Annotated in this window: 21 protein-coding genes; 4 read left to right on the top strand and 17 right to left on the bottom strand. The window is 66.5% G+C overall.

Annotated features, from left to right (window positions below):
- Window positions 1-34: 34 nt before the first annotated feature.
- From U5809_RS12260 to hpnI, 16 genes are all read right to left on the bottom strand, one after another.
- The gene (locus tag U5809_RS12260; protein WP_111017476.1) at window positions 35-829 is read right to left on the bottom strand and encodes an ABC transporter substrate-binding protein; all 795 of its coding nucleotides are present in this window, start codon (window positions 827-829) and stop codon (window positions 35-37) included.
- Window positions 830-1,106: 277 nt separating this feature from the next.
- A complete protein-coding gene (gene astE, locus U5809_RS12265) occupies window positions 1,107-2,150 on the bottom strand; it encodes a succinylglutamate desuccinylase (RefSeq protein WP_322086784.1) in 1,044 nt (347 codons plus the stop codon).
- Window positions 2,151-2,157: 7 nt separating this feature from the next.
- A complete protein-coding gene (astB, locus tag U5809_RS12270) occupies window positions 2,158-3,498 on the bottom strand; it encodes an N-succinylarginine dihydrolase (protein WP_322086702.1) in 1,341 nt (446 codons plus the stop codon).
- A gap of 14 nt (window positions 3,499-3,512) precedes the next feature.
- Complete coding sequence (gene astD / locus U5809_RS12275; RefSeq protein WP_322086703.1) at window positions 3,513-4,976, bottom strand: succinylglutamate-semialdehyde dehydrogenase; 1,464 nt, start codon at window positions 4,974-4,976, stop codon at window positions 3,513-3,515.
- A 7-nt stretch (window positions 4,977-4,983) separates the two neighbouring features.
- Entirely contained in the window at window positions 4,984-6,030 is a 1,047-nt protein-coding gene (astA, locus tag U5809_RS12280) for an arginine N-succinyltransferase (protein WP_322086704.1), read from the bottom strand.
- A complete protein-coding gene (gene aruF, locus U5809_RS12285) occupies window positions 6,027-7,079 on the bottom strand; it encodes an arginine/ornithine succinyltransferase subunit alpha (RefSeq protein ID WP_282507094.1) in 1,053 nt (350 codons plus the stop codon). The genes astA and aruF overlap by 4 nt, the downstream gene beginning before the upstream one ends.
- Before the next feature lie 30 nt (window positions 7,080-7,109).
- Entirely contained in the window at window positions 7,110-8,342 is a 1,233-nt protein-coding gene (locus tag U5809_RS12290) for an aspartate aminotransferase family protein (RefSeq protein ID WP_322086705.1), read from the bottom strand.
- Window positions 8,343-9,382: 1,040 nt separating this feature from the next.
- Window positions 9,383-10,426, bottom strand: a complete 1,044-nt coding sequence (locus U5809_RS12295) for a GlxA family transcriptional regulator (RefSeq protein WP_322086706.1) — start codon at window positions 10,424-10,426, stop codon at window positions 9,383-9,385.
- A 22-nt stretch (window positions 10,427-10,448) separates the two neighbouring features.
- Entirely contained in the window at window positions 10,449-11,243 is a 795-nt protein-coding gene (locus U5809_RS12300; protein ID WP_322086707.1) for an ABC transporter ATP-binding protein, read from the bottom strand.
- Between the two features lie 20 nt (window positions 11,244-11,263).
- Window positions 11,264-11,977 carry an ABC transporter permease gene (locus U5809_RS12305; RefSeq protein WP_322086708.1) on the bottom strand — a complete coding sequence of 238 codons (714 nt, stop codon included), beginning with the start codon at window positions 11,975-11,977 and terminating at the stop codon, window positions 11,264-11,266.
- Window positions 11,974-12,663, bottom strand: a complete 690-nt coding sequence (locus U5809_RS12310) for a histidine ABC transporter permease HisQ (protein WP_322086709.1) — start codon at window positions 12,661-12,663, stop codon at window positions 11,974-11,976. Before U5809_RS12310 ends, U5809_RS12305 begins: the two co-directional genes overlap by 4 nt.
- 274 nt (window positions 12,664-12,937) lie before the next feature.
- Window positions 12,938-13,495: a lipoprotein gene (locus U5809_RS12315; RefSeq protein ID WP_034186545.1), complete on the bottom strand. Its 558-nt coding sequence runs from the start codon at window positions 13,493-13,495 to the stop codon at window positions 12,938-12,940.
- Window positions 13,496-13,582: 87 nt separating this feature from the next.
- Complete coding sequence (locus U5809_RS12320) at window positions 13,583-14,626, bottom strand: HpnL family protein (protein WP_322086710.1); 1,044 nt, start codon at window positions 14,624-14,626, stop codon at window positions 13,583-13,585.
- Complete coding sequence (hpnK, locus tag U5809_RS12325) at window positions 14,623-15,507, bottom strand: hopanoid biosynthesis-associated protein HpnK (RefSeq protein ID WP_322086711.1); 885 nt, start codon at window positions 15,505-15,507, stop codon at window positions 14,623-14,625. Before hpnK ends, U5809_RS12320 begins: the two co-directional genes overlap by 4 nt.
- A gap of 3 nt (window positions 15,508-15,510) precedes the next feature.
- Window positions 15,511-16,953 carry a hopanoid biosynthesis associated radical SAM protein HpnJ gene (gene hpnJ, locus U5809_RS12330; protein ID WP_322086712.1) on the bottom strand — a complete coding sequence of 481 codons (1,443 nt, stop codon included), beginning with the start codon at window positions 16,951-16,953 and terminating at the stop codon, window positions 15,511-15,513.
- A gap of 134 nt (window positions 16,954-17,087) precedes the next feature.
- Window positions 17,088-18,263, bottom strand: a complete 1,176-nt coding sequence (gene hpnI, locus U5809_RS12335) for a bacteriohopanetetrol glucosamine biosynthesis glycosyltransferase HpnI (protein WP_322086713.1) — start codon at window positions 18,261-18,263, stop codon at window positions 17,088-17,090.
- Window positions 18,264-18,902: 639 nt separating this feature from the next.
- Between hpnI and U5809_RS12340 the strand changes: the two genes are divergently transcribed.
- Complete coding sequence (locus U5809_RS12340; RefSeq protein WP_322086714.1) at window positions 18,903-19,901, top strand: LLM class flavin-dependent oxidoreductase; 999 nt, start codon at window positions 18,903-18,905, stop codon at window positions 19,899-19,901.
- Between the two features lie 36 nt (window positions 19,902-19,937).
- Here the strand turns inward: U5809_RS12340 and U5809_RS12345 are convergent, their stop codons facing one another.
- A complete protein-coding gene (locus U5809_RS12345) occupies window positions 19,938-21,008 on the bottom strand; it encodes an alpha/beta hydrolase (protein ID WP_322086715.1) in 1,071 nt (356 codons plus the stop codon).
- A 174-nt stretch (window positions 21,009-21,182) separates the two neighbouring features.
- Here U5809_RS12345 and pdxY point away from each other — a divergent pair, with 174 nt between their 5' ends.
- From pdxY to U5809_RS12360, 3 genes are all read left to right on the top strand, one after another.
- Window positions 21,183-22,043 carry a pyridoxal kinase PdxY gene (gene pdxY, locus U5809_RS12350; protein WP_282507086.1) on the top strand — a complete coding sequence of 287 codons (861 nt, stop codon included), beginning with the start codon at window positions 21,183-21,185 and terminating at the stop codon, window positions 22,041-22,043.
- Between the two features lie 273 nt (window positions 22,044-22,316).
- The gene (locus tag U5809_RS12355; protein WP_322086716.1) at window positions 22,317-24,461 is read left to right on the top strand and encodes a phosphocholine-specific phospholipase C; all 2,145 of its coding nucleotides are present in this window, start codon (window positions 22,317-22,319) and stop codon (window positions 24,459-24,461) included.
- Between the two features lie 375 nt (window positions 24,462-24,836).
- Window positions 24,837-25,985, top strand: coding sequence for a branched-chain amino acid ABC transporter substrate-binding protein (locus U5809_RS12360; protein ID WP_322086717.1), 1,149 nt, complete (start codon window positions 24,837-24,839; stop codon window positions 25,983-25,985).
- The last annotated feature ends 8 nt before the right edge of the window (window positions 25,986-25,993 follow it).

The following is a 25,993-nucleotide window of genomic DNA, read 5'->3' on the forward strand; positions in this document are numbered from 1 at the left end:
CGGTTTTTTTGCTTCGTGCGTTCGAACGCTACGCTTACTTGAGCGTCACGGGCACGCTGAAGTACTTCTTCGCGAGGTTGTCGATCGTGCCGTCGGCCTTCAGATCCTTCAGTGCCTGATCGAGCGCGGTCTTCAGCGCCGCGTCGTTCTTGCGCAGGCCGAAGCCGACGCCCGAGCCGAGGATCTCGGTGTCGCTGACGGTGCCGCCCGCGAACGCGAAGCCCTGGCCTTGCGGCTTCGTCAGGAAGCCCTTCGAGCCGGCTTCCGAATCCTGGAACGTCGCGTCGAGACGGCCCGACTTCAGGTCGGCATACGCCAGATCCTGCGTCTGGTACGGCACGACTTCAACACCGGCCGGCGCCCACTTCTTCTTTGCGTAGGCTTCCTGGATCGTGCCTTGCAGCACGCCGACGCGCTTGCCCTTCAGCGACTGCGGGGTCGGCAGCAGGCCGCTGCCCTGCTTCGCGATCAGCTGGTTCGGAATCGTGTAGATCGGGTCGGTGAACGCGATCGCGTGCTTGCGCTGGTCCGTGATCGTCATGTCCGAGTTGATCGCGTCGAACTTGCGCGCCTGCAGCGCGGGGATCAGGCCGTCGAAGTCGTTCTCGACCCACACGCACTTCGTCTTCAGCTTCGCGCACACCGCGTTGCCGATGTCGATGTCGAAGCCGGTCAGCTTGCCGTCGGGCGTCTTGTATTCGAACGGTGCGTACGAGGCTTCGACGCCGAACCGGATCTCCTTCAGATCCGCGGCAAACGCGCTGCCTGCCGCCACGGCCGATGCCGCCACCACCGCATGCGCGGCCACTTTACGCCAATCCAACTTCATCAGGTGCTCTCCTCGATACTCGAATGTTCCGGAACTACGGGCGCATGCATCATTGCAGGGTCGGATGACCACGACAATGCGGCTGCCGCGCCGTGATGCGGCGCAACAGCCGCAAGGCCGCGATTGTACCAATCCGCGCGGCCCGATATGGCAAAGCGGCCGCCGGGGCGCGATGCTGCGGTGCGCATACGACACCGGCCGGGCCTACCATCGAACTTGCAAGACGATGTCGCAAATACGCAGGGCGGGCCGCGCGTCGGCGCGACCGTGCGATCGGTCAGACGAGTGCCGCGACCGTCTCGCGCGTCGTGTCGACGACGAGCAGGCCCGCGCGCAGGCCCGGCTTCACGGTCGGGTTCGGGAACACGATCCGTTCCTCGTCGTGCGTTACGGTGTAGCGGTAGTCGCCGTCCTGTGCGAGCACCGTGCCACGTGCGAATGCGGTGAAGTTCGCGACATCGGCCGCGACGAACAGTTCGAGCGCGTCGCTCCGCTTCGTGATCTGGTCGATCACCGTGAACACGCGCGGCAACGGCGGATGGCCGCCTGGCGCCTCGACATCGGTCGACGCCCCCGACACCAGCTTGCGCACCGCGCGGTCGGCCGGCGCGAAGCGCGTCAGGTCGTTCTGGCCGAACGGGCGCACCTTGCCGAGTTCCAGCGTGCACGCGAGCGCGCCGCAGTGCTCGGCCGTGAAGTGCGAATACGTATTGCCCTTCGCGGTATGCAGCAGCACGGCCGCGATGCGCGCATCGCCGAGCCATTCGAACATCGTGCGTGTGGGCGGCGTGCCCGTGTGCGGCAGCAGTGCGAACTGCTCGAACACCGACGCGCGGATCGCCGTGTGCATGTCGATATGCCAGCGCGCACTGCCCGCCGGTGCGGCCGCGAAGAACGCGGCGGCGGCCGCTTCGAGCTGCACGGCGCGCGGCGCTTCGCGGCTCGCGGGCACCTGCGTGTGACGGCCGCTGAACAGGCGGTTCAGGTCGTCGTCGAGATAGCGCTCGCCCGCGCGCATCGCCGGCACGTTGCCGAGCACGACGAGCAGCCGGCACGCGAGCGGCAGCGCACCCGACGCGAGATCGCGCACGAGCATCGACAGCAGCTCGATCGGCGCCGTCTCGTCGCCATGCACGCCGGCCGATACGAGCACGCTCGGGCACACCGCACCGGCGGTCTCGGCCGGTTCGAGCGCGAGCAGCCCGTCGCCGCGCCATTGCCAGCGCACGGCGCCGGCTGCACAGGTGCCGTCCGTGGCGGACGGCGCGCTACCGGCCAGCGTGAACGCGAGAAAGTCGTCGAGCAGCGCGTTGGCCGGCATCCGTGCCTCAGCGCTGGAAGTCATACAGCGAACCGACGCGCAGGATCTGCGTGAGCTCGTCGAGCGCCGAGCGCGATTCGTCGAGCAGCGCCGGATCGGCGAGGTCCGCCGGTGCAAGGCGATCGCGGTAGTGCTTGTCGATCCACGCGTCGAGCGACGCGAACAGCGTGTCGTTGATCCACACGTTCGACGTGACGGCCGCGCGTTCCGCTTCGTTCAGCACGACACGCAGGCGCAGGCACGCGGGGCCGCCGCCGTTCTTCATGCTTTCGCGCAGGTCGAACACGAGCACGTCGTGAATCGGGCCGTTGCCGGCCGCGAGTTCGTCGAGATAAGCCGCGACGTTCCCGTTCTCGCGGCACTCTTGCGGCACGACGAGCACCTGCGAACCGTCCGCGCGCGACAGCAGCTGGCTGTTGAACAGATACGACGTCACCGCGTCGTTCACGCTCACGGCAGCTTCCGGCACCTCGATCACGTTCAGGCGCGCGCCGCGTGCGTCGAGCGCAGCGGTGAGCGTGTCGTAAATCGCCTGCTTGTTGACGAACGCGCGCTCGTGCGTGAACAGCGTGTCGCGGTTGCCGACCGAGATCACGTCGTTGTGGAACACGCCCGCGTCGATCACGTCCGGATCCTGCTGCGCGTAGACCGTCGCTTCTTCTGCAAGACCGTGGCGATGCGCGACCGCGCGGCTCGCCTCGAACGTCTGGCGCGCCGGGAAGCGCTTCGGCTCGGGCCCGCGGCGGTATTCCGCGCGGCCGTACACGAAGAACTCGATACCCGGCTTGCCGTATTCGGCGCAAAAGCGCGTGTGGTTCGCCGCGCCTTCGTCGCCGAGTGCCGGCGTGCCCGTCAGCGCCTCATGCACCGCGAAATGTGCGGGATCGGCGAACAGCGTCGACAGCGTGCGGCGCGTCGCTTCGTGTTCGATCGCGCGATGCAGCTTGCTGCACAGGTTCGCCGGCGTGAAGTGCACGCGACCATCGCTCGTGTCGGCCGACGGGCTGACGGTGGCCGCGTTCGCGGTCCACATCGCCGACGCCGAGCTCGCCGCGGCGAGCAGCTCGGGCGCCTGCTTCGCGGCCTTCGCGATCACGTCAGCGTCCTTGCCCGAGAAGCCGAGCTCGCGCAACAGGCGCAGCGACGGCCGCTCCTGCGGCGGCAGCACGCCCTGTGCGAAACCGAGATCCGCGAGCTGCTTCATCTTGCGCAGCCCCTGTTTCGCGGCGGCCTTCGGGTTCGCGGCCGATTTTTCGTTGTTGAGCGACGCCACGTTGCCGAACGACAGCCCGGCGTAGTTGTGGGTCGGGCCGACGAGCCCGTCGAAATTGGCTTCTTGTGCGTTCATCGTCGTTCCCTCGATCAGAAATGCAGGCCCGGCGACAGGCTCGCGGGCAAGGTCAGTTGCGTGCTTTCCACCGACGCCATCGGATACGCGCAATAGTCAGCCGCGTAGTACGCGCTCGGGCGATGGTTGCCCGAGCGGCCGGTGCCGCCGAACGGTGCAGCGGACGATGCACCGTTGGTCGGCCGGTTCCAGTTGACGATCCCGGCGCGGATCGTGCGACGGAAGTGTTCCCATGCCTTCTCGTCGTCGGCCAGCAGGCCGGCGGACAGGCCGAATGCCGTGTCGTTCGCGCGCTCGATCGCGTCGTCGAACGTCGCGTAGCGGACGATCTGCGCGAGCGGGCCGAAATGTTCTTCGTCGGGCAGGTTCGCGACGTTCGTCACGTCGACGATCGCGGCGTTCACGAAGCCGAGGCGCGGGTCGCGCTGCGTCATCGCGATGATCGGCTTCGCGCCCTGCTCGACCAGGCGCGACTGCGCGTCGACCAGCTTCGCGGCCGCACGGGCCGAGATCACCGCGCCCATGAACGGCTGCGGATCGGCATCGAACACGTCGGCCGTGATCTTCGACGTGACGTCGGCGAAGCGTGCGAGGAAGCGGTCGCCGAACGCGCCCTGCGGCACGAAGATGCGGCGCGCGCATGTGCAGCGCTGGCCGGCCGACAGGAACGCCGACTGGATCGTGTGATGCACGGCCGCGTCGATATCTTCGACTTCGCCGATCACGAGCGGGTTGTTGCCGCCCATCTCGAGCGCGAGCACGATTTCCGGACGGCCGCCGAACTGCTTGTGCAGCAGCGTTCCGGTGTCCGAGCTGCCGGTGAAGAACAACCCGTCGATCTGCCGATGGTTCGCGAGCGCGATGCCGGTGTCCTTCTCGCCCTGCACAAGGTTCAGCACGCCGTCGGGCAGCCCCGCATCCTTCCACACTTCGACCGTCGCGCGCGCGACGCCCGGTGCGAGTTCCGACGGCTTGAACACCACCGCATTGCCAGCGATCAGCGCGGGCACGATATGGCCGTTCGGCAAGTGGCCGGGGAAGTTGTACGGGCCGAACACCGCGACGACACCGTGCGGGCGGTGGCGCAGCACCGCGACGCCGTCGGCCATGTCCTGGCGCTTCTCGCCGGTGCGTTCCTGGTAGGCCTGGATCGAGATGCCGACCTTCGCGGCCATCGACGCGACTTCGGTGCGGGCTTCCCACAGCGGCTTGCCCGTCTCGCGGCCGATCGCGGTCGCGATCGCTTCCTTGCGTTCGTTGAGCAACGCGGCGAAACGCTTGACGATCGCGCAGCGCGATTCGAAGTCGAGCGCCGACCAGCCGGCGAACGCGCGGCGCGCGCTCGCGACCGCACGGTCGACGTCGGCGGCCGATGCGCTTTCGCCCTGCCACGCGATCTCGTCGGTGCCCGGGTTGCGCGAAGCGAACACGGGGCCCGAGCCTGCGACCCAGGCGCCGTCGATGAAGAGTTCCGTCATGATTCGTTTATCCCTGTTTGACTTTGAGCGGCAGCACGCGAACCGGATCGCCGGCCTTCACGTCGAGCGCGGCGGCATCGTCGGCCGACAGCACGAACGAGCCGTTTGCGACCACGCCCGGCGCGACGCCGACGCGGAAATCGGTGAGCGACGTGTTCGACACGAGCGATTTCGGCGCATGGTCGCCCCGCGCGCCTTCGCCCGCATCGGGCTCGCCGATCGCGACCGGCACGACGACGCTCTCGCGTACCGTGCGCAGGTCATTCACGTGGCATTCGAGCACCGGGCCTGCGTCGAAGATATCGACGTGATTCTGGTAACGCAGCCCTTCCGCCTCGAGCATCTTGCGGGCCGGCAGCGTGTCGCGGTGCGTGAGGCCGACCGCGTCCTGCGCATCCTGCGGCAGCAGGTCGACGTACACCGGGTAGCGCGGCATCAGTTCCGCGAGGAACGACTTGCGGCCGTGCGAACTGAGATAGTCGGCCGCATTGAAATCGATCTGGTAGAAGTGCGAACCGACCGCGCGCCAGAACGGCGACGTGCCGTCCTCGTCGAAGTGGCCGCGCAGTTCCGCGCAGATGCGTTCCGGAAAGCGCTCGCGGAACTGCGCGATGAACATGAAGCGCGAGCGCGACAGCAGCCCGCCCACACCACCCGTGCGATAGCGCGGGCTCAGGAACAGCGAGCACACTTCCGCATAGCCGGTCAGGTCGTGCGAGATGTTCAGCGCGGACATCCGCGTCCACACGCCGAGTTCCTGGCTCGCGTGCACGACCGTGCTCACGCGATAGTTGTAGAACGGCTGCTCGAGGCCGACTTGCGTTTCGATCCCGCACACGCCCGCGATGTCGCCGGTCTTCGATTCTTCCATCACGAAGAAGTAGCCGGCCTCGCCGGCCGCTGCCTCGCCCGCGAGCGTGCGGCGCGTGCGTTCGATGCGCGCGGCGAGCGCGTCGCGGTCGGGCTTGAACGTGGTCAGGCCCGGCCCGGTTTCCTTCGCGAGCGACACGAGCGCGTCGACGTCGCCCGTTTGTACGACCCGAACGACGATCATGCTGCGTCTCCCTTCAAATCTTCATCGTCGCGGCGGTGCAGCGGCACGCAGCGCACGACATCGCCATCCTTCACATCGAGCGCCGCGCGCACGTCGCCGGCGAGCGGGGCATCGCCCGCATCGCCCGGCAGGTCGGCCAGCACGCAGCGGAACGATTCGCCGCTGCCCGTCGACACCATGTATGCAACATCGCCCTGCTGGTGCGCGGCCTCGCGCACGACGCGCTCCGAGCCGTGCTTCACGCACGCGGTGCGGTCGACCTGCGCGGTCAGCACCGGGCCTGCGTCGAAGATGTCGACGAAGCGGTCGGGCTCGAAGCCTTCCTCGAGATGGATGTCGTACGCGAGCAAGGCCGTTTCGTTCGGCTCGCCGAGCACGCGCTGCGCGGCTTCCGGCAGCAGCGGCACGTAGAGCGGATACGCCGGCATCACTTCCGCGATGAAGGTACGGCTGCGGCCGCCCGACGCGATGTCGACGTCGGTGAAGTTGCGGCCGAAGAACTTGCGCCCCACCGCTTCCCAGAACGGCGATGCGCCGTTGCCGTCACTCACGCCGAGCAGCAGCGTGAACACTTCCGGCGTGAAGCGGCGGCGGTTCGCGGCGATGTACATCATCCGGGCGCGCGAGATCAGGTGCGCGGCCGCGTCGCCGCGCAGCGACGGATCGACGTAGAAGCCCGCGAGCCGGCTCTTGCCGGTCAGCTCGTGCGACATCGTGAGTGCGTGGATCTTGCGGTTCACGTGCAACTCGCGCGACGCGTGGATCAGTGCGTCGTTGCGGAACGCGTAGAACGGTTCCGAGTAGCCGGCCGCGGCCACGATGCTCGCCGTGCCGAGCAGCTTGCCCGTCGACGAATCCTCGAGCACGAAGAGGTAGAACTCCTCGCCGGCGAAGTCGACGTCCGCGCGAAACGAATCCTCGGAGAGCGCCACGCGCGCTTCGAGCGCCGCTCGGTCGTGCGGCAGCGAGTGCAGGACCGGCTGCGCGGTGCGCGCCATGTGCGCGAGCGCATCGAGATCCGTGAGTTTGCCGGGGCGAACAAATAGCATCGTCGTTCCTGTCTGCGATGGGGGCGCCGATCAGCGCGCGGTGGCTTCCTGGGCGGCGAGCACCTGTTCGACTGCCTTCTCGAAGCGCTTCATGCCTTCGTCGAGCAGGTCGAACGGGATCACCAGCGACGGGACGAAGCGCAGCACGTTCGGGCCGGCGATCAGCATGATCAGGCCGTTCTCGGCAGCGGCCGTGACGAAGTCCTTCGCGCGGCCGTCGAATGCCGCGGTGAGTTCGGCGCCGACCAGCAGGCCCTTGCCGCGCACGTCCTTGAAGATGCCGAAGCGCGCGTTGATGCGCTCGAGCGCGCCCTTCAGGCGCACGCTGCGTTCGCGCACGCCTTCGAGCAGTGCCGGGTCGCCGATCAGTTCGACGACCTTGTCGGCGATCGCCGATGCGAGCGGGTTGCCGCCGTACGTCGTGCCGTGCACGCCGACCTTGAAGTGCGCGGCGAGTTCGTTCGTCGTCAGCATCGCGCCGATCGGGAAGCCATTGCCGAGTGCCTTTGCGGTCGTCAGGATGTCCGGCGTGACGCCGGTATCCATGTAAGCGTAGAACTGGCCCGTGCGGCCGACGCCCGTTTGCACTTCGTCGAAAATCAGCAGTGCGTCGTTCGCGTCACAGGCTTCGCGCAGTGCTTTCAGGAAGGCCGGATCGGCCGGGATCACGCCGCCTTCGCCTTGCACGGGCTCGACGATCACGGCGCACGTTTGCGGGCCGATCGCGGCCTTCGCGGCTTCGATGTCGTTGTACGGCAGGTGCTTGATGCCGCCCGGCACGGGGCCGAAGCCTTCCGAGTATTTCGGCTGGCCGCCGACGCTGACCGTGAAGAACGTGCGGCCGTGGAACGACTGCACGAACGAGATGATTTCCGCTTTATCGGCGCCGTGGCGGTCGAACGCAACGCGGCGTGCGAGTTTCAGGGCGGCTTCGTTCGCTTCCGCGCCCGAGTTCGCGAAGAATGCGCGATCGGCGAAGGTCAGCGATTCGAGGCGCTTTGCGAGGCGCAGCACCGGCTCGTTCGTGTAGCCGTTGCCGATGTGCCAGAGCTTGCGGCTTTGTTCGTCCAGGACTTTCAGCAGTTCCGGGTGGCCGTGGCCGAGGGACGTCACTGCGATGCCGCACGCGAAATCGATGTACTCGCGGCCGGCCGTGTCCCACACGCGGGAGCCCTCTGCGCGATCCGGCACGAACGGGGCGGGAGAAAATACCGGCACCATCACTTCGTCGAATGTCTGGCGGTTCACGGTCGAGGTCGTCATGGTCGTTCCTTTCGGTTTCGTAAGAGGGTTCAACAGGATCAAGTTTAGGTAAGGGTGACGCAAGCGTCTTGCGGATTTGCGACGGGTTCTATCGGAAGGTTTTGGTTTTTGCCCTCGCGGGCCAGTTCGGGGGGCTTCGTTGGGTGTCGGTATTTTGAGGCTTTTTGGGTGGTTCGCCGTTGTTTGGTGCGAAGCACCTGTGATCGTGTCGGTCTATTAGTGTCGCCCCTGCGCGGGGCGGCGGTTACTTTTCTTTGTCTTGCCAAAGAAAAGTAACCAAAAGAAAGGCGCCCGGAAAACGCATGACTTCCCGGTGCCGTGGTCGTCAGTGTGGTTCGCATCTAAGTGTCCGCGCCAGTCAGGAACACGGAGTGGTTCGAGCAATGGTTCTGACACCACTCCCTACCCAACAGAGCGGTATACCGCCCGCGAGCTCCGCCCTCGCTTCGCTCGGCCGACAGGTACACCCGCTCCAGTAACGCTTGAGGTCAATCAGGTCCCGCAATCGCGGGCGAGCCCCCGGATTCAGCAAATCAAGGCGTGCCTTCATTCGCAAGGAAAAGGGGACGCAGCAAGCAGGTTTGCACGCACGAAAACATGTGGCGCAAGACGTTATCAAGCACCGTCGATGGCAAGCAGTCCGATGGGTGCGAATGATGTGAGTAAAGAGAAAGCCGAGGCAGTTGATGCAATGCCGACAGAAGCACGCGAGCGCATGAACCGCGACGTGAAGCACCTTGCAGCCGAGCGAAGCGAGGATGGAGCTAGCGGGCGGTATACCGCTCTGTTGGGTAGGGAGTGATGTCAGAACCATTGCTCGAACCACTCCGCGCTCGCAACTGGCGCGGACACTTAGATGCGAACCACTCTGACGACCATGGCACCGGGAAGTCATGCGTTCTCCGAGCGCCTTTCTTTTGGTTACTTTTCTTTGGCAAGACAAAGAAAAGTAACCGCCGCCCCGCGCAGGGGCGACACTAATAGACCGACACGATCACAGGTGCTTCACGCCAAACAACGGCGAACCGCAAAAACCAAAATCAATCCTTCCCCCCACGCTCAACCAACGCGCCCCCGCGAGGCTCGCTCCCCCCACCGGTCTGCTTCTCGAGCCACGCTCTTCGATCTTCCCGAGGCGTGACCCCAAACCTTTCGCGGTACGCGTTAGAAAAGTGCGCAGCAGAAGAGAACCCACAGGCGAGGCTAACCTGAACGACAGACTTGCTGGTCCGCTGCAACTGCGTCCTTGCCTTGAGCAATCGGAGATTGAGGTAATACTTGGAGGGCATCGCCCCGAGATACTGTCGAAAGAGCCGCTCGAGCTGCCGGCGTGAAACGCCAACGAGTTCGGCGATTTCATCCGTCGTCAACGGATCCTCGACATTGGCTTCCATGAGCTGCAACGCATCGTTCAACCGGGGATGCCGCTCGCCCGGCGCGGTCACGAAAGGAATCCGCTGCCGCTCTTCGCCACTGCGCAACGTCCCGACCCCGAGTGCATCGGCAATCCGCTCCGAGAGGTCCGCCCCGTGCTCCCGGCCAATCATGGCCAGCATGAAATCCACGGTAGCCTGCCCACCGGCGCACGTCGCCCGATCACGATCGATCTCGAAGATCTGCTGCGTGACGATCGACCGCTCGAACTGCTCGGCGAACTGCTGATACGTCTCCCAGTTCACGCTCACGCGATACCCGGAAAGCTGCCCGGCCATCGCGAGCCACCACACGCCGTGGTGAATGCCGGTCACGACCGGCGTCCGCTGCCCGACCCGCGCGAGACTCGCGAGAAACAGCCGGTAATCGGCAAACTGCTGGAACCGCTCCGTCACGACGATCAGCCAGTCACACGCGATCGCATCGTTGAACGCCGCATCGGCATGCCACTGCGCACCGCCGGCAAGCGGCACGGGCCGCCCGTCCCACGAACACACCTGCCAGCGATACAACAGCCGCCCGTCGATCTCGTTCGCGAGGTTCAACGCATCGACGATCGGACCCACACCCGACATCGACACGGGCGGCAATGCAACGATCGCCACCTGCGTCGTGCGGGTGGCGCCTGCGGGACGAGACACCGGTACCACGTTTGAAACCTGCCCTGTCGCGTTACTTGAGACTGCCCGACAGGAACTGCTTGAGCCGCTCGCTCTGCGGGCGCACCAGCACCTCCTTCGGATCGCCCTCTTCCTCGGTCCGCCCCTGATGCAGGAACATCACATGATTCGACACGTTGCGCGCGAAACCCATCTCGTGCGTCACGACGATCATCGTGCGGCCTTCCTCGGCGAGCTTCTGCATCACCTTCAGCACTTCCCCGACGAGTTCCGGGTCGAGCGCCGACGTCGGCTCGTCGAACAGCATCACGTCCGGATGCATCGCAAGCGCTCGCGCAATCGCCACCCGCTGCTGCTGGCCGCCCGACAGGTGCGACGGATACTGCTTCTCGACGCGCGGCGGCAGGCCGACCTTCTCCAGGTACTCGCGCGCACGCTCCTCGGCTTCCTTCTTCGAAATGCCAAGCACATGCACGGGTGCTTCCATCACGTTCTCGAGCACGTTCATGTGCGCCCAGAGGTTGAAGTGCTGGAACACCATCGCGAGCTTGGTGCGGATGCGCTGCAGCTGCTTGTGATCGGCGACTTCGAGCGCGCCGGCACGGTCGGCCTTCGTACGCACGACCTCGCCGTCGACGACGATCTGCCCCGCATTCGGCCGCTCGAGAAAATTGATGCAGCGCAGGAACGTGCTCTTGCCCGAGCCGCTCGCACCGATGATGCTGATGACGTCACCGGCCTTCGCGTTCAGCGACACGCCCTTGAGCACCTCGTTGTCGCCATAGCACTTGTGGATGTCGAGCGCCGCAAGCTTGGTGGCACCGTTCGTTTGAGTGATCTCGGCCAACTGGCTCTCCTCGAAGTGAATCAATGACGGGCGGCCGCGAGATACGCGAGCCAGTGGCGCTCCGCGCGGCGAAACGCCGCGACGAGTGCGAAAGATACCGCAAGATAGATCAGCGCGGCGATTCCGAACGACTGGAACGCCATGTAGGTCGCGGAATTCGCGTCACGCGCGACCTTGAGAATGTCCGGCACGGTCGCCGTGAACGCCACGGTCGTCGCGTGCAGCATCAGGATCACCTCGTTGCTGTACAGCGGCAACGCACGGCGCAGCGCCGACGGCAGGATCACGCGGCGGTACATCGTGAACGGCGACATCCCGTACGCGCGCGCCGCCTCGACCTCGCCGTGCGGAATCGCACGGATCGCGCCGGCGAAAATCTCGGTGGTGTACGCGCAGGTGTTCAGCGCGAACGCGAGAATCGCGCAGTTGAAGCCGCTGCGGAAGAACGCGTCGAGCAACGAGTGCGACCGCACGAATTCGAGGCTGTACATGCCCGTGTACATCAGCAGCAACTGCACGTAGAGCGGCGTGCCGCGGAACACGTACGTGTAGAAGCGTACCGGCATCGACACCCACTTCTTCTTCGACACGCGTGCGACCGCAAGCGGCACCGCGCACACGAAGCCGAGCGAGATCGACGCCACGAGCAGCCACAACGTTACCGCGAGGCCGGAGATGCGCTGGCCGTCCCAGAAAAAGAACGCCTTGCCGAATTCCTGGAGGATCTCGATCATAGTTCTGCGTGCCGCACGCCCGTGGAATAACGCTTCTCGAGCTGGATCAGCACGAGGTTGGAAATGGTCGTGATCGCCAGGTAAATCAGCGCCGCGACGAGGATGAAGAAGAACATGTTGAACGTGCTCTTGCCGGCGTCCTGCGCGGCCTTCACGACGTCCGCGAGGCCGATGATCGACACCAGCGCGGTGGCCTTCACGAGCACCTGCCAGTTGTTGCCGATGCCCGGCAGCGCGAAGCGCATCATCTGAGGAAACATGATCCGCACGAACACCCGCGCACCGCTCATCCCGTAAGCCGCGCCGGCCTCGAGCTGGCCGCGCGGCACCGACAGGAACGCGCCGCGGAAGGTCTCGGTGAAGTACGCGCCGTAAATGAAGCCGAGCGTCAGCACGCCGGCCACGAACGGGTCGATGTCGATCTGGTCCCAGCCGACGAGGTCGGTGAACTGGTTCAGCCAGATCTGGATGCTATAGAACAGCAGCAGCATCAGCACAAGATCGGGCACCGAGCGGATCAGCGTCGTATAACCGGTCGCGATCGCTCGCAATACCCGGTTGGGCGACAGCTTCGCCACCGCGCCGATCAGCCCCAGCACCACCGCAGTGGCGAGCGACAGCACCGACAGCTCGATGGTCTGCACGGTGCCGGCCCAGAGGACAGGACCAAAGCCGTAAAGGAACACGCGCGTCTCCAGAGTTGGAATGAATGCCGACGCGTCTGCCTGTCCCGCGCCGGGCTGACGCGGATAGTCGCAAGCGAAATTGATTGCCTCAAATCACCTTGCGTACGATTGCTGCATCGCAGCAACCTGTCCCATCATTTGCGACCGTGTCCTACGCCGCTGTTTCAAAAGGAAAAAAGCCGCTTCCTGACAGTCGGATGACACGCAGGGAAGCGGACTTTTTGCAATTTTCCGGTCGCTTTTTCGATATAGCGCCGAAGGCTGCCGGCCGCGCCTACCGTCCCTTCAGGATGTCGGAGCGCGAAGTCGTATAGACAAGGCCGTCCGGGCCGAAATGGACGTTGAAGAACGCGTCGGTGTTGACGCCGTCCTCGAGCCAGCGCCAGCTCCAGACCGTCTCGGGCTTCAGCGGATACTGCGCGATGTCGCCGGGCTTGCCGAGCAGGCGCCGCACCTCGTCCTCGTTCATCCCCGGGCGCACCTTCGCGAAATTCTCGGCGGTCAGCACCTGCGTCGCGCCCGCGTAGCGCCCGTTCGCATCGAGATCGACGAACCAGGTCTGGTTGCCCATCGGGCCGCGCGGATATTCGTAGCGCTTCGAGCCGTCGGTGAACTCGCGCACGATCTCGGGCTTGCCCATCGTGCCGCGCACGTCGGCCTCGGTCGATTCGCCGACCTTCAGCCCCTTCAACAGCAGCGGCGCGGGCTTGATCGCGTTGAAGAAGTCCCTGATACGTTGCACGTCGAGGTCGCCTTGCTTGTCGTCGCAGCCGGTCAGCGCCAGCGCGGCAGCCAGCATCGTCACGGGAAGCAGCCGGAATCGGAAAATCATCGGAAGAAATGCGCGTGAAGAAAACACGCGGCAAGGATACCCGTGCGACGCCAAAAGCGCGAGACGGGCGCGCGGCCCGTCTCGTGTTCAATGCGTCGTTTCGGTCTCGGCTTCGGACACGCGGCCCGTCGGTTGCGGCGCGCGCGGCACGGTCGGCGGCACGCCGATGCGGCGACGCGTACGCACGAGCTCGGCAAGCTGCCACGAGCCGAGCGCCAGGCAGCCGAACAACACCTCGCGGCCGCGCTTGACCACCGCGAGCGACAGCGCCGTCTCGCGGTCGACACCAAACATCTGCGCGAGCAGCACGACGGTCGCCTCCTGCACGCCGAGCCCGCCCGGCACCATGAACGCCGCATGCCGCACGGCCTGCGTCATCGCCTCGATCGCGATCGCGCCGCCGATCGACACCGGATGGCCGAGCAGCGCGAGCGCCCAGTAGATCTCGAGCGCGCCCAGCACGTAACCGGCCAGCTGCCAGAAGAACGCGCTGAACAGCAGGCCCGTGCGCGACATCAGCGAGTCGATGTCGGCGTCGAGCCGCTTGCCGTCGACGCCCTGCAACAGCCGGTGCGAATCGCCGAGCAGGCGCCCCGCGAAACGCTCGATCGCATGGAAGACGCCGCCGCGGCGCATCAGCACGACGCCGAGCACCGGCAACGGCAGCGTCAGCAACAGCGCGAGGCCGATCGTGCCGCCGCCCATGTTGTCCGTCGTCGCGAGCAGCAGCACGAGGCCGAGCGCCGCGAATGCATACTGGACGACGATCGTCACGAGCACCTCGACGATCACCGACGCGGTGACGCGGCTCGCGTCGGGCACCTGCCAGCGCGCCAGCCGGATGCCGACGATCTCACCGCCGATTCCGACCACGGGCAGCAGCCGGTTCACGGCCTCGCGCACGGTCGCGATCCACCAGAGGAACGGCAGCGACGAGCGCTTGTCGAGCAGCAGGTGCCACGCATACGCATCGAGCAGCAGCGGCAGCCCATGGAACGGCACAAGCCACAGCAGCGCGTAGCCGGCGCGCGCGAGCATCTGCGACACGTCGCCGACGCCTTCGTGCAGCCCCAGCGCGAGCAGGATGCCGATGCCGATCGGCCAGCCGAGCCATTTGACCCACTTGCTCATGACGGCAGCGCTCCCGGTGCGCGCGGTGCTTGAGCGCCCCGCCGCGCCGCAGGCTGGCCGAACACGTCGGCAAAGCCGCCGGTCGCGACGCCCGCCGCCTTCAACGCGGCCGCGACGCGCGGCGACAGCAGCGCATCGAGTTCGTCGACCGGGCGGTACGCGGCCATCGTCGGCGTGATCGGGCCGTCGCCGGCCTCGGCCGGATGGCAGTAGATCTCGCCGACGCCCGGCGGCAACTTGGCCAGCGCGTCGAGCAGCACGGCCTCGTCCATCGCGCCCGTATGCTCGATCCCGACCACGTAGTCGTTGTGCGCGAGCCCCGCGCGGTCGAGCCGCGCGCGCACGAGCGCGATCCACGGCTTGAGCAGCGCGGGCGCGCTCGTCTCGTACGGCAGCCGCACCGCGCGCAGCCCGTAGTCGCGGCCGATCTCGATGATCATCGACAGCACGGTCGGATGCAGGTGGAAATGCTTGTGCGCGTTCACGTGGTCGAGCGGCAGGCCGCTCGCCGCGAACGCGTCGAACTGCGCACGGATCTCGCGGCGCAGTTGCGCGCGAACGTGCGGCAGGAAGAAGAAGCGACAGCCGTCCTTCGCCATGGCATCGCCGAACCGCCCGTCGCGGCCGACGAGCGCGGGAATCTCATGCGCGGGCAGCGTGGCCGGCCCGTCCGCGAGCACCAGATGCAGACCGACCGCGAGCGACGGCAACCGCCGCGCGCGTTCGATCGCATCCTGCGCGGCGCTCGCGCCGACCATCAGGCTGGCGGCGTTCAGCACGCCGTCGCGGTGCGCGCGCTCGACCGCCGCGTTGACGCGCGGGTGCAGCCCGAAGTCGTCCGCGGTGAAGATCAGCGCCCGCGCCGCCCGCTGCGTCGCCACGAATCAGGCCTCGTGTGCACGCAGGAAGCGGAAGAACTCGACACCTTCGCGCAGGCGGCGCTTCATCATGTCCCAGCTCGTCAGCATCTCGCGCACGATTTCCCAGATCTTCGACGGACGGAAGTAGAACTGGCGGTAGAACTGCTCGAGATGGTGATAGATCTCGTCGCGCGACAGGTGCGCGTAGCCGATCGCCGCGAGCTGCACGCCTTCCTTGCTCACCAGGTTGATGGTCTTGTTCTCTTCCATCCAGCCGTTTTCCACGGCCTGCTTGTAGAGCGTCGTGCCCGGATACGGCGCGGCGAGCGAGACCTGGATCGTGTGCGGATTGATTTCCTTCGCGTACTCGATCGTCTTCTTGATGGTCTCCTGCGTCTCGCCCGGCAGGCCGAGAATGAAGGTGCCGTGGATCTTGATGCCGAGCTTCTTGCAGTCCGCGCTGAAGCGGCGCGCGAAATCGGTGCGCACGCCCTTCTTGATGTTCACGAGGATCTGGTCGTCGCCGGATTCGAAACCGACCAGCAGCAGGCGCAGGCCGTTTTCCTTCATGATCTTGAGCGACTTGTACGGCACGTTGGCCTTCGCGTTGCACGACCACGTGATGCCGAGCTTGCCCAGACCGATGGCGATGGCTTCGGCGCGCGGCAGGTCGTCGGTAAAGGTGTCGTCGTCGAACATCAGTTCCTTCACTTCCGGCATGTTGTCGCGAATCCACTTCGCTTCCGCGAGCACGTTCTCGACCGAGCGCGTGCGGTAGCGATGGCCGCTGACCGTCTGCGGCCACAGGCAGAACGTGCAGCGCGACTTGCAGCCGCGGCCCGTGTAGATCGACACGTACGGGTAGTTCAGGTAGCCGATGAAGTAGTTGTCGATCTTCAGGTCGCGCTTGTAGACGGGCGCGACGAACGGCAGTTCGTCCATGTTCTCGAGGATCGGACGCGCTTCGTTGTGCTCGATCGAGCCGTCCTTCGCGCGCCAGCTCAAGCCCTTGATCTCGGGGAACGGCTTGCCTTCGGCGATTTCCTTGCAGGTGTAGTCGAATTCCTCGCGGCACACGAAGTCGATTGTCTCGCTCGCCGTGAGCGAGTTGTGCGGATCGACCATCACCTTCGCGCCCACCATGCCGACCAGCATCGACGGCTTCATCTTCTTCAGATCCTGCGCGAACATCGCGTCGGTCGGGAACGACGGCGTGCTCGTGTGGATGATCACGAGGTCGTAGTCGTTGGCGATCTTCAGCGTTTCCTCGACCGACAGGCCATCGGCCGGCGCATCGAGGACGCGGCTGCCCGGCACGAGCGCGGCCGGCTGCGCGAGCCACGTCGGATACCAGAAGGAACGGATTTCGCGCTTAGCCTGATAGCGCGAGCCGGCTCCGCCGTCGAAGCCGTCATACGAAGGGGCCTGCAAGAACAGCGTTTTCATGAATGCTCCGGTAGCCTGCATAGTTCGATTCGTTGCAACGATTCAGTCAAAAAACCGCGGGCCGCCGTGCCGGCGCCCGCCTCTCTGTCATGTCGCGCCGCGCGGCTTCGCCGTGCAGCGCGTCTCGGCCCTCGGGCCGGGTTCGATCGACGGCCCTAGCGGCCGTCCACTGCTTCCACTGCGGCTGTCGCGCGTTCACCGCCGACGACCGTCATCCTTGCGCCGCGCCACACGACATGCGTGCCGAACGCCGCCGCGAGCCACTCGAGCGCCAGCAGCGTGTCGCGCACCGCGACGAGCGGCAGGTCGCGCCAGAACGCGCGCCAGCCATCTTCGCCGCGCGCGTGCAGCACCAGCCGCCCGAATGCGCCGACCACGGCCGCCCCGCCCGCCAGCGTGCCGGCGAAGGTGCCGTCCAGACGCAGCGCGAGCGCCGCGCCGATCGCGAGCCACGGCACCGTAAACGTAATGAACAGAAACGCGAAACCGGCCGGATTCAGCGAACGGATCGTGCGCAGCCAGCGCGTCTCGCGGTGCCACAGCGGCCCGAACGACGGCTCGATCACGTCGGTCGCGACCTCGACCTCAGACAGCACGGTGCGCCGCCCGAGGCGGCGCGGCAATTCGGCCAGCCAGAAATCGTCGGCCAGCTCGTCCTTCAGTGCGTAAAAGCCGCCGATCCGGTCGAGCGTGTCACGCGTCAGCGCAAGCGTCGCACCGAAGCCGAAGCGGCTCGAGCGGCCGAGGTGCGTGATCCGCACCGACGGCGCGAACCATGCGTCGACGAATTGCGCGCCGATCCGCGTCCAGAACCCGCCGACGCTGCGCGCATGATACAGGCACGTGACGACACCGACCGACACGTCGGCGAGCGGCGCCGTCACGCGCTCCAGATAGTCGGGCTGCACCGCGATATCGCTGTCCGCGATCACGATGCGGCCGTATTTCGCGCGCGCGGCGAGATTGATCAGGTTGCTGACCTTCAGGTTCTTGCCGTGCACGCGCGTGTCGATCACCAGCGTGATGTCGCACTCGGGATAGTCGGCGCGCAGCCGCTCGACGACGGCGATCGCCGGATCGGCCGACGACGCGACGCCGAACAGCACCTCGTAGCGCGGATGGCGCTGCTCGCAGAACGTCGCGAGGTTTTCGTACAGGTGCGGCTCCGCGCCGCACAGCGGCTTGAGCACGCTGACCGGCTCGAAACCGTCGCGCGCGGCGGTGCGCGGCGTACGCGGCCGCGGTGCGAACGCGGCGACGAGCGCATAGCCGGCCGCGGCCAGCGTGAACACGATCAGGAGCCAGTCGAGCAGCGTTGCGGTTGGCGTCATGCGCAACGCCTCCCGGCGACCTGAACGCCATGGAGAACGCTTGAGCGTGATTGAACGTGATGCGGTATTCCGACTACGACGAACGCGGGCACGACCCGACTCCTTGTTCCAGCAGCGTCTGTAATGGGGGAAAGCACGACCCGTTATTCGGGTACGGCCATGCCCGGCTTCGCGTGGCTTCGCTCCGCGCAATGCCCGGACGGGATGCGGGAAGACTCGAATGGCTACCATCGGCACAACATGGGCAGGCGCCGGATTTTATCAGTCTGCGGCACCCCGCGCTCGGCACTACGCGAAACGGACTGGTGCAATTCCGGCAAAGCTGAGTCGTCGACGAACCTTATCGCCACAGCCACGTTCACATTAGCGTAAGCACTTTGCAGGCGTATTGCAGTCTTGAAAATCAAACGTTTCGTGCAAATTTGTATGTCGATGCGGATTCACGCCCAATCGCCGTAAAGATTGGTAATTAATCAGAGATTGGTTTGATTTTTGCAACAATCGAGGTATTCGACCCTGCACCCCTGTAAGGCGCATGGGTATCGGGGCGTCACCAGCACGTTCCGGAACCCTTTGGCAAAATCCTTGGCATTTGTTGCGTAAGCGCATCACCGCGCTCCCCTATTCGAAGGCCACCCGATGACACCGTTTTCCGTACTCGATCTTGCCCCCATTCCGGCCGGCGCCGACGCCTCGCAAGCGTTCCGTAACACCGTCGATCTCGCGCAGCACGCGGAACGCTGGGGCTACCAGCGCTACTGGCTGGCCGAGCATCACAACATGCCGGGTATCGCGAGTGCGGCCACCGCCGTCGTGATCGGTCATGTCGCGGGCGCGACGCGGACGATCCGCGTGGGCTCGGGCGGCATCATGCTGCCGAACCACGCGCCGCTCGTGATCGCCGAGCAATTCGGCACGCTGGCATCGCTGTATCCGGGGCGCATCGACCTTGGCCTCGGCCGTGCGCCCGGCACCGACCAGACCACGTCGCGCGCGCTGCGCCGCGACCTGATCGGCAGCGCCGACTCGTTTCCGGACGACGTCGCCGAGCTGCAGCGCTACTTCGCGGAGCCGGTGCCCGGCCAGCGCGTGCGCGCGGTGCCCGGCGCCGGGCTCGACGTGCCGGTGTGGCTGCTGGGTTCGAGTTTGTTCAGTGCCCAGCTCGCCGCGATGCTCGGGCTGCCGTTCGCCTTCGCGTCGCACTTCGCGCCGGACTACCTGATGCGCGCGCTCGAGATCTATCGCGCACAGTACCGGCCGTCGGCCGCGTGGCCGAAGCCGCACGCGATGGTCGGCGTCAACGTGTTCGTCGCCGATACCGACGACGAGGCACGGCGCCTGTTCACGTCGCTGCAGCAGCAGTTCATCAACCTGCGGCGCGGCACGCCGGGCAAGCTGCTGCCGCCCGTCGACGTGCTCGAGGCGAACGAGCTCGAGCTCGCGACCGTCGCGCATTCGCTGTCGTTCGCGGCGGTCGGCTCGCGCGACACGGTGCGCGACAAGCTGCGCGACCGCATCGCGCAAACCGGCGCCGACGAGTTGATCGTCACCGCGCAGATCTACGATCACGCCGCGCGGCTGCGCTCGTTCGAACTGACCGCGCAAATTCGCGACGAGCTCGCGAGCGAGGCGCGCTGACGGCACGGCCGCGCGCCGTCGGCAGCGTGCCTCGCGTTACTGCGGGTGCACGGCGTCCAGCCCGTCGAGCAGCGCCTTGTGGAACGCGTCCGGGTCCTGGATCTGCGGCGCGTGCCCGAGCGCCGGAAATTCGACGAGCTGTGCGCCGGGGATCGCCGCCTGCGTGCGCTTCGCGAGTTCCGGATAGCGGCCGAGCTTCGCGTGCACGTCGGGCGGCGCAACGTCCTTGCCGATCGCCGTCGTGTCCTTGTCGCCGATCATCAGCAGCGTCGGCACGCGAATCGCGCCGAGTTCGTAGACCACCGGCTGCGTGAGGATCATGTCGTAGATCAGTGCGGAGTTCCACGCGACCGCGTCACGCCCGGCGCCGCGATACATGCCGGCCAGCATCTGCACCCAGCGCTCGTACGACGGCAACCACTTGCCCGCGTAATACGTCGCCTGCTCGTAGCGGCGAATGCCGTCGGCCGTCGTCTTCTGCTCGCGTGCATACCAGTAGTCGACCGACAGCGGCGGCACGCCGAGCGCCTTCCAGTCCTCGAGGCCGATCGGGTTCACGAGCACGAGCTGGTCGGTCGCCTTCGGATACATCAGCGCATAGCGGATCGCGAGCATCCCGCCGGTCGAATGGCCGACGATCGTCGCCGACTTCACGCCGACCGATTCGAGCAGCGCGTGGGTGTTGCGCGCGAGTTGCTGGAACGTGTATTGATAGCGCTCGGGCTTCGACGATTTGCAGAAGCCGATCTGGTCCGGCGCGATCACGCGGTAGCCCGCGCGGCTCAGCACGCCGATCGTGTCCTCCCAGGTGGCCGCACAGAAGTTCTTCCCGTGCAGCAGCACGACGGTACGGCCGTTGGGGTGCGCGGGCTGCACGTCGAGAAACGCCATCTCGAGCGTTTCGCGCTGCGACACGAACGTGTACAGGTGCACGGGCGCCGGATAGGTGAACCCTTCCAGGCGCGGGCCGTACACGGGCCCGTCGTTGCCGGCGGGTGGCGCGGCGACGGCCGCAGCCACGGCAGGCATGGCGCACACGGCGGCGGCGGCCGCGCCGAGCACGGCAGCGCGCGCAACGGACAACAACTTCTTGCAAATCGAAAGCATGGCGATCACGGTGATTGGAGACGCACGCGGGCAAGCCGGGCCGCCTCGCGCCCCGCGATTCTACGCGGTCGCGCTGACGACGGCGCGCAACACTCCGGTGCGGCGCGACTTCCGCGCGTGCGACGAACTCGGGTATCGTGTGACGTGACCCTGAAACGCGTGCAGGCGATTCCCATGAAAAACGTCCTCAGCATTCAGTCGCACGTCATCTACGGCCATGCCGGCAACAGTGCGGCCGTGTTCCCGATGCAGCGCCTGGGCGTCAACGTCTGGCCGCTCAACACCGTCCAGTTGTCGAATCACATGCAGTACGGCCATTGGGCCGGCAGCGCGATCGATGCCGCGAAGATGGAACAGCTCGTGGACGGGATCGCCGCGATCGGCGCACTCAAGCGCTGCGACGCCGTGCTGTCCGGCTTCCTCGGTTCGCCGCCGCAGGCACGCGCGGCCGTCGAGATCGTCCGCTCGGTGAAGGCGATGAATCCCGACGCGTGGTACTTCTGCGATCCCGCGATGGGCCAGACGGGTGGCATCCGGCCCGAGCCCGGCGTCGAGGAATTCATCGTGCAGGAAATGCCGGCGCTCGCCGACGGCATGTCGCCAAACCACACCGAACTGCAGAAGCTCGCCGGGCGGCGCATCGAGACCGTCGCCGAAGCCGTCGACGCGTGCCGCGCGCTGATCCGTCGCGGCCCGCAGATCATCCTCGTCAAGCACCTGCACGACCGCAACAGTCCGGCCGACCGCTTCAACATGCTCGCCGTCACCGAAACCGAAGCGTGGATCGGCCAGCGCCCGCTGTACGCATTTCCGCGCCATCCGGTCGGCGTCGGCGACCTGACCAGTGCGATCTTCGTCGCATGCCGGCTGCGCGGCGACTCCGTGCGCGCCGCGTTCGAGCACACGCTCGCGGCCGTGCATGCGGTCGTGAAGGCCACCTACGATGCGCGTCGCTACGAACTCGAACTCGTCGCCGCGCAGGACGAGATCGCCCGCCCGAGCGAATGGTTCGGCGCGTGGGTGACCGACGCCTGACGCACCGGTACCGCTGTCCGCTTCGCCGGCGTGCCGCTCGCGCCGCTTTCTCGCTTCCCCTGTTGCGCCACGACCGCAGCCGCCCTGCGCCCAGATGCTGCTTTGCTGCCGCTTCGCCGCACATGCAAACGTTTCCGGACTTCACATGAATGACACCGATTCCTCGCTATGCTCGCGGCGGCACGAACCGGCGCAGCCGCATCCTGCGCCCGGAGCGCGCCCTTCCCGTAGGTCCCGCCAATCGGCTCCCCCCTTTACCGCACGATAACGACCATGACCCGATCGAACCGTCGTGACTTCCTGCGCGTCGCCGCCGGCACTGCCGGCGCTGCCGCGCTGAACCTGTTTCCGCCCGTGATCCGCGATGCGCTCGCGATTCCCGCGAACCGCCGCACCGGCACCATCCGCGATATCGAACACATCGTGATCCTGATGCAGGAGAACCGTTCGTTCGACCACTACTTCGGCACGATGCGCGGTGTCCGCGGCTTTGGTGACCCGCGCCCGCTGCGCCTCGCGAACGGCAAGTCGGTGTTCCACCAGCCCGTCGGCCCGGCCGAACTGCTGCCGTTCCATCCTGGCGCCGACAAGCTCGGCCTGCAGTTCCTGCAGGACCTGCCGCACGGCTGGCAGGACATGCACGCCGCGTGGAACAAGGGCCGCTACGACCAGTGGGTGCCGAACAAGGGCACCACGACGATGGCGTACCTGAAGCGCGACGACATCCCGTTCCACTACCAGCTCGCCGACGCGTTCACGATCTGCGACGCCTACCACTGCGCGATCCCGAGCTCGACCGACCCGAACCGCTACTACATGTGGACGGGCTACGTCGGCAACGACGGCACCGGCGGCGGTCCGGTGCTCGGCAACGAGGAAAAGGGCTACGGCTGGACGACCTATCCGGAAGTGCTCGAACAGGCCGGCGTGTCGTGGAAGATCTACCAGGACGTCGGCACGGGGCTCGACGCGAACGGCTCGTGGGGCTGGACGCAGAACCCGTACATCGGCAACTACGGCGACAACTCGCTGCTCTACTTCAACCAGTACCGCACCGCGCTGCCCGGCACGCCGCTGTACGACAAGGCGCGCACCGGCACCAACATCAGCGCCGGCGGCACGCTGTTCGACGTGCTGCAGCAGGACGTGAAGAACGGCACGTTGCCGCAGGTGTCGTGGATCTGCGCGCCGGAAGCGTATTCCGAGCACCCGAATTGGCCCGCGAACTACGGCGCGTGGTACATCGAGCAGGTGCTGAAGGCGCTCGTGTCGAATCCGGAAGTGTGGAGCAAGACCGCGCTGTTCATCACGTATGACGAAAACGACGGCTTCTTCGACCACGTGCAGCCGCCGTTCGCGCCGCAGTCGCGCGACAACGGGCTGTCGACGGTCGCGACGACCAACGAGGTGTTCGCCGGCGACGCGTCGCACATGGCCGGCCCGTACGGGCTCGGACCGCGCGTGCCGATGCTCGTCGTGTCGCCGTGGACCAAGGGCGGCTGGGTCTGCTCGCAGACCTTCGATCACACGTCGCTGCTGCAATTCATCGAGGCACGATTCGGCGCGCAATACCCGGTCACGGCCGCCAACGTGTCGCCGTGGCGCCGGACGGTGTGCGGCGACCTGACCGCCGCGTTCGACTTCGCGACGTCCGATGCCGCCTGGCCGACGCTGCCCGACACGAGCAGCTACGCGCCGCCCGACCGCCTGCGTCACCCCGACTACATCCCGGTGCCGCCGGCGCTGCAGAAGCTGCCGAAGCAGGAGGCCGGGCTGCGTCCGGCGCGCGCGCTGCCGTACGAGCTGTTCGTGCACGGCCGCGTCGAATCGGTCAACGGCCTGTTCCGGCTGACCTTCGCGAACACGGGCCGGGCGGGCGCCGCGTTCCAGGTGCAGTCGCGCAACCGCCTCGACGGCCCGTGGGCATACACGGTCGAAGCCGGCAAGCGGATCGCCGACACGTGGAGCGCGGCAGCATCGCTCGGCCTGTACGACCTCGACGTGTATGGTCCGAACGGCTTCTACTGCCATTTCCGCGGCCCGTTCGCGACCGGCGTCGGCAGCGCGAACGTGAACCCCGAGGTGGTCTACGGCTATGACGTCGCGAACGGCAACATCACGCTGCGCCTGATGAACCGCGGCCACAAGGCCGTGCGGCTCAAGGTCACGAACGCGTACGGCCACGGCCGCTCGCGCACGTTCGATCTCGCGCCGGGCACGCACGTCGACGACTACTGGGACCTGCGCGGCAGCCACGGCTGGTACGACCTGACCGTCAGCGACGGCCGGCTGCTCGGGTTCCTGCGCCGCTTCGCGGGCCACGTCGAAACGGGCCGTCCGAGCACCAGCGATCCGCTGATCCGCACGCACGCGTCGCACGACGACACCGAAGCCGCATCGGACGCACTGTCCGACTGACGGTATATCGCCTGCGCGGCGCGCGCCCGACGGGCCGCGCCGCGCTTTTTTTCTCGCCGCTCCTTCCCTCCTCTTCGCCCGTTCAGTCAGCGACGGGAAACTCCCGATACCGGCCGGCTGCGCCCGCGCGGAAGCTATGCGCAAATCCGCACCGAATGCGCGGCAAATTGCCAAGACCCGGGCATATCGGCGACCTATATATCGAGGCGATCGGGGCTCTTCGCAAAGAGCCTGACGGGAGATTGTTCCGAGGATAACGATGCCGACCTCCCCGCCCGATTCCGAGAAGCGGTCGAACCGCCCGCCCGTCGCACGCGCCCGGCCCGCCCGGACGCGCGCGGTACCCACTCGCAGGTGTCGAACAAGAGGAACAACATGAAATTCCGTCATTCCCTGCTGTCGGTGTCGATTGCATCCGCGCTTGCCCTCCTCTCGCAACAGGCCGCCCACGCTGCCGACGCAACCGATGTGAAGGTCGGCTTCGCCGCGCCGCTCACGGGCGTGAACGCCGGGTACGGCAAGGATCTGCAGAACGGCGTGCAACTCGCGCTCGACGATGCGGCCGCGCAGAAGGTGCAGATCGCCGGCAAGCCCGCGCACTTCAATCTCGTCGTGCAGGACGACCAGGCCGACCCTCGCATCGGCGTGCAGGCCGCGCAGGCGCTGGTCGACCAGAACGTGTCGGTCGTGGTCGGTCACTTCAACTCGGGGACGACGATTCCGGCCTCGGTCGTCTACGACAAGTCCGGTATCCCGGTGATCGACCCGGCGGCGACCAATCCGACGCTCACCTCACGCGGGCTCGCGAACATGTTCATGGTGATCGCGACCGACGGCCAGAACGCCGGCAACGCGGGCAAGTACGCGGTCGACGTGACGAAGGCGAAGCGCATCGCGATCATCGACGACCGCACCGCGTTCGGCCAGGGCGAGGCCGACGAGTTCGAGAAGGCCGTGAAGGCCGCCGGCGGGAACATCATCGGCCGCGAGTTCACCAGCAACCAGGCGGTCGACTTCCGCGCGCAAATCACGAGCCTGAAGGGCAAGAATCCCGATCTGATCTTCTTCGGCGGCCTCGACTCGCTCGCCGCGAACTTCATCAAGCAGATGCGCCAGCTCGGGCTGAATGCGCAGTTCGTCGGCGGCGGCGGCGTGAAGGACAACGAGTTCATCAAGATCGCGGGCCCGGCCGCCGAAGGCGCGATGGCCTGGGAGTACGGCCGGCCGCTCGACGAGCTGCCGCAGGGGAAGGATTTCGAACAGCGCTTCAAGAAGCGCTTCGGCGTCGACGTGCTGTCGTATGCGCAGTTCGGCTATGACGCGGCGTGGGCCGCGATCAAGGCGATGCAGGCGGCCGGCTCGACCGACCCGAAGGTCTATCGCCCGGCGCTGAAGAAGATCGACTTCGAAGGCGTCACCGGCCGCATCTCGTTCGCAAACGACGGTTCGCTGAAGAGCGGGATGTCGACGCTGTACCAGGTGAAGAGCGGCGCGTGGAAGACGATCACGACGAAGGGAGGCTGATCGGCAGG

The organism is Burkholderia sp. BCC1999, from assembly GCF_905339975.1.
Taxonomy (GTDB): Bacteria; Pseudomonadota; Gammaproteobacteria; order Burkholderiales; family Burkholderiaceae; genus Burkholderia.

What these genes read in the sequence shown, in the direction of transcription:
- U5809_RS12355 (WP_322086716.1), top strand. Translation starts at nt 22,317, where the DNA reads ATGACCCGATCGAACCGTCGTGACTTCCTGCGCGTCGCCGCCGGCACT.
- hpnI (WP_322086713.1), bottom strand. Translation starts at nt 18,263, where the DNA reads ATGACGCCAACCGCAACGCTGCTCGACTGGCTCCTGATCGTGTTCACG.
- aruF (WP_282507094.1), bottom strand. Translation starts at nt 7,079, where the DNA reads ATGCTATTTGTTCGCCCCGGCAAACTCACGGATCTCGATGCGCTCGCG.
- astD (WP_322086703.1), bottom strand. Translation starts at nt 4,976, where the DNA reads ATGACGGAACTCTTCATCGACGGCGCCTGGGTCGCAGGCTCGGGCCCC.
- hpnJ (WP_322086712.1), bottom strand. Translation starts at nt 16,953, where the DNA reads ATGCAGGCTACCGGAGCATTCATGAAAACGCTGTTCTTGCAGGCCCCT.
- U5809_RS12290 (WP_322086705.1), bottom strand. Translation starts at nt 8,342, where the DNA reads ATGACGACCTCGACCGTGAACCGCCAGACATTCGACGAAGTGATGGTG.
- pdxY (WP_282507086.1), top strand. Translation starts at nt 21,183, where the DNA reads ATGAAAAACGTCCTCAGCATTCAGTCGCACGTCATCTACGGCCATGCC.
- U5809_RS12305 (WP_322086708.1), bottom strand. Translation starts at nt 11,977, where the DNA reads ATGATCGAGATCCTCCAGGAATTCGGCAAGGCGTTCTTTTTCTGGGAC.
- astA (WP_322086704.1), bottom strand. Translation starts at nt 6,030, where the DNA reads ATGATCGTCGTTCGGGTCGTACAAACGGGCGACGTCGACGCGCTCGTG.
- astE (WP_322086784.1), bottom strand. Translation starts at nt 2,150, where the DNA reads ATGCCGGCCAACGCGCTGCTCGACGACTTTCTCGCGTTCACGCTGGCC.
- U5809_RS12340 (WP_322086714.1), top strand. Translation starts at nt 18,903, where the DNA reads ATGACACCGTTTTCCGTACTCGATCTTGCCCCCATTCCGGCCGGCGCC.
- U5809_RS12345 (WP_322086715.1), bottom strand. Translation starts at nt 21,008, where the DNA reads ATGCTTTCGATTTGCAAGAAGTTGTTGTCCGTTGCGCGCGCTGCCGTG.
- U5809_RS12315 (WP_034186545.1), bottom strand. Translation starts at nt 13,495, where the DNA reads ATGATTTTCCGATTCCGGCTGCTTCCCGTGACGATGCTGGCTGCCGCG.
- U5809_RS12320 (WP_322086710.1), bottom strand. Translation starts at nt 14,626, where the DNA reads ATGAGCAAGTGGGTCAAATGGCTCGGCTGGCCGATCGGCATCGGCATC.
- astB (WP_322086702.1), bottom strand. Translation starts at nt 3,498, where the DNA reads ATGAACGCACAAGAAGCCAATTTCGACGGGCTCGTCGGCCCGACCCAC.
- U5809_RS12360 (WP_322086717.1), top strand. Translation starts at nt 24,837, where the DNA reads ATGAAATTCCGTCATTCCCTGCTGTCGGTGTCGATTGCATCCGCGCTT.
- U5809_RS12260 (WP_111017476.1), bottom strand. Translation starts at nt 829, where the DNA reads ATGAAGTTGGATTGGCGTAAAGTGGCCGCGCATGCGGTGGTGGCGGCA.